Genomic DNA, 9672 nt, shown 5'->3' with positions numbered 1-9672 from the left:
TTTCTGTCGCATCAAGGACTTCCGCCGCGTCGCAACCCGCTATGACAAACTCGACAGAAACTTCCTCTCCGACGTCGCTCTCGCAACCCTCCTCGCATTCTGGCATATGAGTAAGGCTGGAGCATAAGATCTATTTATACACCGTACACACCGATAGCAGACAGCCCTTCTATGATAGCTTTGCCTGATGGAGCATCATCTCGGTATCATTTATGATGCCTGACAGATCCCAGCCTTGATAAAAGCGCTGATACGATGGGCAAGTGCTGCGGAATCAGCTTTGACTCTTTCCGTCCCCAAACGAGTAACCGCTTGATCAACAAGATCCGGCGGCAGGGTGTGCCCTCGACGCAAAAGCAAAAGATCCTTCTCGAAATCACGGGAGAATTCCGGATGCGCCTGAATCCCGAGCGCTTTGTTGCCATAAGCCAGCATCGCATAGGGACAAAAAGAGGAAGAAGCAAGAACCGTTGCTCCGGGAGGACACACCACAACCTGATCCTGATGGATGGCGTGTAGCTGCAAGCTGCCCCCGGCAGAGTCAGGTATCTGCAACATATACTCCTGTACTCCAATGCCCCATCCCCGCTCGGACTTGCGGACAACACCGCCCATGACCTCAGCCAGGATTTGGTGCCCGAAACAAATCCCTGCAACAGGAACAGACTTTGCAATGGCCTGCCCAAGGAATGTCTTCAGGCGGATCATCCATGCTAGATTCTCGTAAACGCCGTGACGAGACCCACTGATAACCCATGCATGGCAGAGCGATACATCTTGCGGGAACACGTCATCAATAACCGGGTAGACGGAGAACGACCAATCCGGTTCCTCACGGGCCAGAAAGGTGCGGATCATGTCGGCATAAGATCCATGCTGTTTCACCAGTTCATCCGGTGGTCGTCCGGTTTCCAGAATACCAATGTGCACGCTTCACCTCTCTTGCCGACCGTGAGCATATTCAGGTCTGTCTGCTGCCATCAGACATAAACAGTCGTGCGCAGCAGTTGCTGCCAGCAGTGCTGTTATGTCCGATACATCATAGGCAGGAGCCACCTCAACAACATCAACACCGATGATTTTCAGGCCGCTCAATCCCCGCAAAATATCCAGGAACTGGTATGAGGACAGTCCACCAACAACAGGAGTACCCGTTCCAGGCGCAAAGGCTGGATCTATACAGTCTACATCGACCGTAACATAGCACGGCGCACCACCAACACGATCGTGAACAATTTGAGACGCCTTGCCCGGCCCTTCCCGATGGATCCACGGTGCGGTCAGGACACGAAAACCATAATCCCGGTCATTATGGGTCCGTATGCCAAGCTGAACGGAACGGGCCACATCCACCAGTCCTTCCTGTACGGCACGCGCAAACATGGTGCCATGGTCCACGCGACACCCGTCATCATCCCACGTGTCACTATGGGCATCAAAATGCACCAAGGCCAAGGGACCATGGACTGCGGCATGGGCCCTCAAGAGGGGATAGGTTACAAAGTGATCCCCCCCGAGACTGACAAGCTGCGTACCTGTGTCCAGAATAGCGCGCGCCTCACGTTCAATCGTTGAGACAATGCCGTCCGGGTGATGCGGATCCAGGAAGCAATCGCCGTAATCAATCACCGACAAGCGTGTAAAAGGATCAAAGCCAAACGGAAATGCTTTCAGCTCGGCCAAGGAAACCGAGGCAGCCCGTATGGCCCGTGGACCAAGCCTGGCTCCTGGCCGATAGGTGACCGCACCGTCAAAGGGAATTCCCATAACGGCAACATCAACACCCTGCAAATTGCGCGTATAGGGGCGCCGCAAAAAACTCAGGGCACCGCCATAGGTCATCTCGGGCCACCGCCCATAAGGATCTTTCCGGCGAAAAGCCTGATCACCAAACGGCTGACATGGATCCATTTTATTCCTTCCCGCAAGACCGGATATTTCGTGGCCAGCCAGAATATAATAGTATCAACCCACAGGGCGCGACAGCACCCTCCAAGCATCACCTGGGCATCTGTTTTTGTCGACCCACTGCATCAACAACCAACAGAATTCTGGTTACTCGCAACTGTCAGCATGATTGGCGCTCTATGCCGGATACAAAGGATACTGTGATGAACAAGCAAATTCTTGATCGTGCCACTTGGGCAACGCGGGCCGATCTTGCCTTGGCACGAGGAATAGAAGGGAGAGCTTTTATCGGAGGCAAGTTGACCGATTCGGCTTCCGGAGATGTTTTCACATCTTACAGTCCGATCGACGGTCGCCCGTTGGCTGAAGTGGCATCATGTGGGGTTGTGGACGTTAATATGGCGGTTGATTCCGCACGGGCCGCTTTCCAGGATCGGCGATGGGCCGGCCTTGACCCATCAGAGCGCAAGAGAGTCCTGCTGACTTTTGCCGAGAAAATCGAGCATCACCGTGAGGAGCTGGCGCTGCTGGAAACCCTTGATATGGGTAAGCCCATTACAGACAGCCTTCATTGTGATGTCCGGGCAACAGCACGAACATTCCGCTGGTATGCCGAAGCCGTTGACAAGGTGTATGACGAGATTGCACCGGCTCCAGCATCTGCTTTGGCTCTGATTACGCGGGAACCCTTGGGCGTTGTGGCTGCGGTTGTTCCATGGAACTTCCCCATGATCATGGCCGCCTGGAAGATCGCTCCCGCCTTGGCTGCCGGTAATTCGGTTATCCTGAAACCTGCAGAACAATCCAGCTTGACCGCCATTCGGCTTGCTGTTCTGGCAGCAGAAGCCGGTATTCCTGACGGAGTGTTCAATGTGGTACCCGGTTATGGAACTGTTGCCGGCAAGGCTTTGGGTCTTCACATGGATGTTGACGGGGTTTTCTTCACAGGCTCCACAGAAGTGGGCAAACATTTCCTGGAATATTCGGGTCGTTCCAACATGAAGAAAGTTGGGCTGGAGTGTGGTGGCAAGTCGGCTCACATCATTCTGGGTGACTGTTCTGTACTGGACGAAGCGGCCCGGGCTGCAGCAGAAGCCATTTTCTTCAATCAGGGGGAAATGTGTACGGCAGGCTCCCGTCTCGTTGTCGACCGGCGTATCAAGGATCAAGTTGTGGGCATGATTCTGGCACATGCCGATACCATGCAGCCCATGGATCCTCTCGATCCTGCCTGCCGTCTTGGCGCCATGGTTGATGAAACCCACACCGAGCGAGTCATGGGATACATTGATGCAGGACGCCGTGAAGGTGGTCTTGTGATCAAGGGGGGAGGACGTGCCAACCCTGTTGACGGTGGTTGTTATATTGAACCCACCATTTTCGATAACGTAAACAATGCGATGCGCATCGCACGCGAAGAGATTTTTGGCCCCGTCCTGTCCATCATAACCATCGACAGTGTCGAGGAAGCCGTGAGAATTGCCAACGACAGCCCCTATGGTCTTGCTGCAGCCGTGTGGAGCGACAATGTCAATACCATACACACCGTTTCCCGCTCTCTGAGAGCGGGGGTTATTTACGCAAACTGTTATGATGCCGACGATATTACTGTCCCCTTCGGGGGATACCGCCAGTCTGGTATTGGCCGAGACAAATCCTTGCATGCATTTGACAAATATACGGAAATGAAGACAACTTGGCTTCAGATCCGCTGACAGTAGCGGAAACCAGCCTGTTATTCGCAGGCTGGTTTCCGTCCCTTTATGACCGATAAATTCGCAAAGGTGCAGAAGACTGGGTGGTCGGCATGATTTCAATACGGTTGATATTGACATGCGGAGGCTGACTGACAACCCAATGAATGGTCTCGGCTATGTCCTCTGGCTGAAGGGCAGAGGCTCCTTCATAGACGGAACGTGCTTGTTCGAGATCATCGCGGAAGCGAACCGTTGAAAACTCGGTCTCAACCATTCGCGGCTCAATACATGCGACACGCACACCGGTACCATGCAGGTCCGTGCGTAAATTGAGGCTGAACTGGTGCACAAAAGCCTTGGTTGCACCATATACATTCCCACCTGGATATGGGTATGTACCGGCAATAGACCCCATATTGACGATGATAGCACGGCTGCCCGCCGCAACGAGTCGAGGCAGAAGGCTATGCGTAACATGAACAAGACCTGTTATATTGGTATCGATCATGGTTTGCCACTCTTCAGGACGGCAGGATTGGGCAGGCTCCATGCCCAGTGCCAATCCGGCATTATTCAGCAAAGCTGTAATGTCAGAAAAATCAGCAGGCAAAGCTGCCAATGCCTTTTCCATGGCCACAGCATCGCGGATATCAATACACAAAGGTCATGACCACCAAGTTGATGTTGTGCTTCTTCTAGACGCTCCGCACGACGTCCGATCAGCACAGCCTTCCACCCGGCCTGAACAAAACGCTTGGCTGCGGCCAAACCGATGCCAGCTGTTGCACCGGTAATAACAATTGTTTTTCCCATGGATATAAGGCCCTTGTATTATCCTATAAGTTGATGTGTCTTGGCAATTGATAGACAGAGCTATAACACTGTATGTCTGTAAAAATCAGGTATCACTGATGGAAAACAGGAATCTAAAGTGCAGAATTGTTCCATATTAAAGCTGTATAAGAGCGGGAAACATGTAAACGGCATTAATAGATACAATGACACGCCCATTACGAAGCATCCGTATCGTTTGCAGGAATGACATTATTATACATTGCATAAAATACCGACTTCTCTATTCCATTAATACGTTTATCATCACCCCCCTTTAGCAGGGGAAAGGGGAGGCATTGAATATGACAATAACATCCACAAAAATACCTAATCTTGATGTTCCTGTTGATATCCGGCGCGAGCATTCTGCCCTTGTCATTACCATGCATGATCCGGCAACACGCAATGCCGTAGGGGAGGTTCTGTTCCAGAAAGGCCGCAAAGCTTTGGAAGAGGTCAGACATGATACCTCTATACGATCCGTTATCTTGGCAGGTGCAGGGGGTACGTTCTGTTCAGGTGGCAACTTGAGCATGCTAACCACATTGCGTCAGCAGCCGCAGGAAAGAACACAGGCTGCCTTTGAAAGCTTCCATGGCTTTATCAAAGCCATTCGATCCGCTCCTGTACCGGTTATTGCTGCTGTTGAAGGCGATGCCGCAGGGGCTGGTTTCAGCATGGCATTGGCATGTGACTTTATCATTGCTTCAGAAACAGCTCGCTTCACCATGGCATATGTCCAAGTTGGGCTAACCCCGGACGGAGGCGGATCATGGTTCCTGACACGATCATTACCTCACGCGCTGGCTTCCAGGCTTGTAATTCTGGGGGAACCGATATGGGCACGCGAACTTGATCGCTATGGCCTGATACGCCAAATGGTTCCTGAGGGCGAAGTAACAGAAGCTGCACGAACCTTTGCCATGCTCATTGCCCTTGGCCCTCGATGTGCGATGGAGAGAGGCAAAAAGCTTTTACAGGCTGCGGCCAACAATGTGCTGAATACCCAGATGGATCTGGAAGCCCAGAACTTTGGTGAAGCCCTGCATCATCCAGAGAGTATCGAAGGAATGCGTGCATTTATGGAAAAAAGGCCACCACGTTACACATAACGCGCAGAGAATGCATTGTTTATATAAATATAAGGAAATATACATCTCAATTAATAATATTTAATACATGACAATAACATTTATTCACTTTTGATAAATATCATTAGCTATAAAAATTTTGACATAATTTCGACAAAATGCATAATTCATCCATAATGTTGATCATATTAAGGATAAAATTAAAAATGAATTACACCATTAAATCCGCAAGAACTGCCCTTATTATTGGAATATATGTAATTTCAATGAGCCCTGCATATGCAGAAATAGCTAACGATAACAGCCATGACTACAAAAGCGGAGTATGCATAAAGAATGAAGTTGTTAGAGAGGTATCAATAGACTCAGATACATACATAAAATTTAGGGTACAAAATCAATGGTTTAAATACTATAACTACGCTACAAAGGCTGATGCTCAGGGTGCATACAAGGCACTTATGGCATCTCTTCTTACAGGAAATAAAATATCAGCTAATTACGGAACATCAAGCTGCTCTGGAAAAGTTGTATCTAGCGTACACCTTCACGATTCGTAAATAAAAAATAACACACCTAAATAATTTATTTATAATATTCATCCCATAAATAGAGTTTATATATTATGTATATAAATAATCTTAATAAACACGCTCTTTTAATTGGGCTATTATTATCTTTATCAAGCCACGCTTATGCAGAAGTGGCCGCTCCTGGTAGCCAAGATTACAATGATGGCATATGCGTAGAAAAAGAACCTGTTGTAGACATAAACATTGGATCAGAGAAATACCTAAGATTTAAAGTACAGGATAAATGGTTTAACTATTCATCTAAGATAGATAAAGATGATGCAAAGGGTGTTTACGAGATACTTCTTTCTTCCCTTCTTACAGGAAACAAGGTAACGGCCTACAGACGTGGTTCAGACTGCTCGCAAGAGATGGTAACAGGCATTGTTCTCCATACTGAATGACGCGCATGGGAACAGAACGCATTCTCGCAGCATGGAAAATGGCCATAACCTATGTGACCATTTCCCTTTCCTGCCTGATCCTGTGTAATTCTGCGGGAGCAGTATCACACAACGTTTATCTTGCACACCCAAATGCCATCTCAAATCCTGGAGAACATACCTATGCACGCGAGATAGAGCGTCTCCGGGAAGCGCTGACCGATACACTGCCAGTCCACGAATATGTTGTGCAAGCAAGCCCTACAGCAGCCACGTCAACAACGGACAACCATATATCCCGTGCATTGGAACGGATAGCACATGTCATGCCAGAGAGCCTGCGCATCACAAGAGCAACCCGCAATCATTCTGTCATTACACTTATGAACTTGTCCGATGATAACAGAAGCGCTCAGCAAAGCATTGACCTGATTGTAAGAGACCGCGACCTTTATGTGATGGGGTTCATAAACGGCCCTTCAACACAAAGAACCTTTTATCGCCTGCGCACTCCTCCGGAAAGGCGGGAGCCACATGTTCCTGTTCTGCCATCGATACTTGGCACCGCATCAGATATACGCTGGACAACACATCGGACAACAGATCTTGACCTTAACTATGACTACCCAAACCTGGAGTATATAGCCGGGATAGGACGTTACACGGGGAATCTTGATATCTCTCTTGAGGCCCTGCGCGCCGCAGTCATGACTCTCGCTGAGTATTCTGGCTCTACAACAGGGAGAGCCCAGAAAAGACTAGCCGGAGCCATACTCCGCATCATCGTGGCCTATTTTGAAGGAGCACGCTTCCGCAGCATTTCACAAGCAATAGAACAAGCTGGCTTCGATCATGGACAAGAATGGATCGTAACACCACGGGAGGCCCGCATCACCAACGCTTGGCGCGAATTGACGCAATTTGGTTCTCTTAACGCATTGAATGACACAAATACACAAACCCTTGCCTTACGCGGTCAGGGGGGAATGTATAGGTTCTCTGCCAGCCTCAATAATTTGCAGCATGAATCATGGCATAGGACAACGGCTGTGGTCTTGGCAACACAATGGCATCTAGCAAGGCATAACAGTTGCCCTCCGGCTGTCAGGCGCCATCCCCGTGATTTATCACCGCATACAGATCTCTGCGAGGATCCTGATGAAAAGAGCACAGTAAATAATACCCTGATCAGGATTGGAAATTACTACTATGAGAAGGGACTTGGGTCAGCTCTCTATATTATTAATCAATAAGACTGGATGAAAAAAATGAAGTCTAAAGTTATTAAAATTGCATCTGTTATTTCTCTTGCTGCAATCTCTTCCTTGCACGTATCCGGTGCCCATGCCACCGCAGCAAAATATGGTACATGCTTTGAGTTGAAGCCCATAGAGTTTGTGAAGGTCCATGGAAATAACTCAATCATCTTCAAGGTGGAGGGAAACGAGACGCGCTACAAACTCATTGATGGAACCAATACAACAAGTGGAAAGTCAATGCACCAGATGCTCATGCTGTCAGTTGCAACAAGATCTCGCGTAACCGGGTATAGCGATGACGTAAATTGCGGAGGAGATCTTGTAAAAAGTATTGTTTCATACAACAGATAATTTTATGAGAAGATTACCAATGAATATATTTAAATCATTAATCATTATTTCATCTATTACAATTGCTGTAACAGGAACTGCAAATGCTTGCTTCTACAAGCAAAACATAGAGAGCGTGAAAGCGCATGGCGCAGGGCCCATAAATTTCACACTGGGTAACGGCCATGGGTATACATTGATGGATAACTCCAAGAGCGACGGTGGGAAATCTGAGTACAAACTCCTTCTCTTGGGCATGGCAACAGGCATGAAGATAAGTGGGTCAACAGATTCAAAATATGATTGCGACAATTACAATATAAAAAGCCTGACTTTGCATAAAGAGTGACAATAAAATGAAAAATAATCTTTTAAAAAGACACCTGATCATTCCAATTGGACTTGCCTTCAGTGGTGTTATTGGCTTTACGCACGCAGCACATGCTATCATACATCATACGACTTACGTCGCTCACCCCAACGCAGAAGCCCAGCCAGAGGCTGGATCAGACCAAGATCATTCCTACCTCCAGGAAATACAGCGTCTGAGAGATAGCCTGACCGAAGTAGCGCCCGTACCAATAGAGCCACAGGAAACGATACCCAGCCCCTTGGCCCAAGAAGAAATGGACCAAGAAAACAACGGTGAAGAAGCAGTGCGCATCACCCGACGAGGCAGGGGGTATTCGATCGTTAGTATGGCGGCCCTGAACGAAGACAACAGGAGCGTATTGCAACAAGTTGATCTGGTCGTACGCAACAATGACCTGTACGTCTTGGGCTTTATCAATGGTCGGCTAGGTCACCGTGTGTTCCACAGAATGTACGAACCAGCACCGTACCATCATGCATCGGCTGATACGGCAGCAGTTCCTCTGGATTTGACCATACCTGGAACCACCGCCAGAAACCTGAATATGTCTTATGACTATCCAAGCTTGGAGCATAAGGCCAACATGCGACGCTATGGCGGTAACTTTCGCTCTTCCATGCGAACGGTGCGTTCCGCTATTGCAACGCTGGCAGAACATAACGCTGCCAACGATGACGAAGACAGCACTGCCGACGTTGCCCGCTCCCTTCTGAGGATTATCGTAACGTATTTTGAAGGCATGCGATTCCGCAATCTGGCAGAGAGCATCCACGATGCCGGCTTTGACAATGGCCGCACATGGACCATGACACAAGATGAAGCCCTGATCACAAACAGCTGGCGTACCCTGAGTGACTTCGGGTCACAGATGTCCTTGGACAGCAGCAGCCGTGAAGGCTCGCCACGCCTGGAGCTTTCTCACAGCAGAAACAGCCCATATGGGTCGCGTCTTTATATCGCCTCCAGTCTGAGTGATAATGCCATCAACTGGCGTGCTGTTCTTGCTGTTGCGCTTTCCAGTCGGTGGGCTCTCAGTCGTCGTGGAAGCTGCCCGTCTCGCATCGGTCACCGCACACCACGCGATACAAACTCTTTGCTGGATCATTTTTCTGATCTTGCTGATGATTTCTGCTCCACACTTCTGGTTCGCGTTGGCAATACCTACTTCGATAGAGCTCGCGGCTTTGGTATTCTTTCTACTATTCTAGAAGATCATTAATTTTCC

10 protein-coding genes and 1 pseudogene are annotated in these 9672 nt (G+C 48.9%); 8 read left to right on the top strand and 3 right to left on the bottom strand.

Annotated elements, in window-relative coordinates; translation table 11 throughout:
* Positions 1 to 210: 210 nt before the first annotated feature.
* Together HEQ72_RS10845 and speB are read right to left on the bottom strand one after the other, a co-directional pair.
* Positions 211 to 930 carry a type 1 glutamine amidotransferase gene (locus HEQ72_RS10845; protein WP_168021155.1) on the bottom strand — a complete coding sequence of 240 codons (720 nt, stop codon included), beginning with the start codon at positions 928 to 930 and terminating at the stop codon, positions 211 to 213.
* 3 nt (positions 931 to 933) lie between these two features.
* Entirely contained in the window at positions 934 to 1911 is a 978-nt protein-coding gene (gene speB, locus HEQ72_RS10840; protein ID WP_168021156.1) for an agmatinase, read from the bottom strand.
* A gap of 200 nt (positions 1912 to 2111) precedes the next feature.
* Between speB and HEQ72_RS10835 the strand changes: the two genes are divergently transcribed.
* Positions 2112 to 3623 carry an aldehyde dehydrogenase gene (locus tag HEQ72_RS10835; RefSeq protein WP_168021157.1) on the top strand — a complete coding sequence of 504 codons (1512 nt, stop codon included), beginning with the start codon at positions 2112 to 2114 and terminating at the stop codon, positions 3621 to 3623.
* Positions 3624 to 3669: 46 nt separating this feature from the next.
* On the opposite strand, the pseudogene HEQ72_RS10830 reads toward HEQ72_RS10835, so the two are convergent.
* Positions 3670 to 4418, bottom strand: a pseudogene (locus tag HEQ72_RS10830) (SDR family NAD(P)-dependent oxidoreductase).
* A 323-nt stretch (positions 4419 to 4741) separates the two neighbouring features.
* Here HEQ72_RS10830 and HEQ72_RS10825 point away from each other — a divergent pair.
* The 7 genes from HEQ72_RS10825 (at position 4742) to HEQ72_RS10795 (ending at position 9666) form a co-directional block, all read left to right on the top strand.
* On the top strand, positions 4742 to 5551 hold the full coding sequence (locus HEQ72_RS10825) for an oxepin-CoA hydrolase, alternative type (protein ID WP_168023377.1): 810 nt from the start codon (positions 4742 to 4744) through the stop codon (positions 5549 to 5551).
* A gap of 185 nt (positions 5552 to 5736) precedes the next feature.
* Positions 5737 to 6090, top strand: a complete 354-nt coding sequence (locus HEQ72_RS10820; RefSeq protein ID WP_168023376.1) for a hypothetical protein — start codon at positions 5737 to 5739, stop codon at positions 6088 to 6090.
* A 65-nt stretch (positions 6091 to 6155) separates the two neighbouring features.
* Complete coding sequence (locus HEQ72_RS10815; protein WP_168023375.1) at positions 6156 to 6506, top strand: hypothetical protein; 351 nt, start codon at positions 6156 to 6158, stop codon at positions 6504 to 6506.
* Between the two features lie 5 nt (positions 6507 to 6511).
* Positions 6512 to 7738, top strand: a complete 1227-nt coding sequence (locus tag HEQ72_RS10810) for a ribosome-inactivating family protein (protein ID WP_168023374.1) — start codon at positions 6512 to 6514, stop codon at positions 7736 to 7738.
* A gap of 15 nt (positions 7739 to 7753) precedes the next feature.
* A complete protein-coding gene (locus HEQ72_RS10805; RefSeq protein ID WP_168021163.1) occupies positions 7754 to 8095 on the top strand; it encodes a hypothetical protein in 342 nt (113 codons plus the stop codon).
* 19 nt (positions 8096 to 8114) lie between these two features.
* A complete protein-coding gene (locus HEQ72_RS10800; RefSeq protein WP_168021164.1) occupies positions 8115 to 8423 on the top strand; it encodes a hypothetical protein in 309 nt (102 codons plus the stop codon).
* Positions 8424 to 8430: 7 nt separating this feature from the next.
* Complete coding sequence (locus HEQ72_RS10795) at positions 8431 to 9666, top strand: ribosome-inactivating family protein (protein ID WP_168023373.1); 1236 nt, start codon at positions 8431 to 8433, stop codon at positions 9664 to 9666.
* The last annotated feature ends 6 nt before the right edge of the window (positions 9667 to 9672 follow it).

The sequence above is a fragment of the Haematospirillum sp. 15-248 genome, assembly GCF_012102665.1.
GTDB lineage: Bacteria > Pseudomonadota > Alphaproteobacteria > Rhodospirillales > Rhodospirillaceae > Haematospirillum.
The sequence above is the reverse complement of the archived record's forward strand: the minus strand, read 5'-3'. Positions and strand labels throughout refer to the sequence as shown.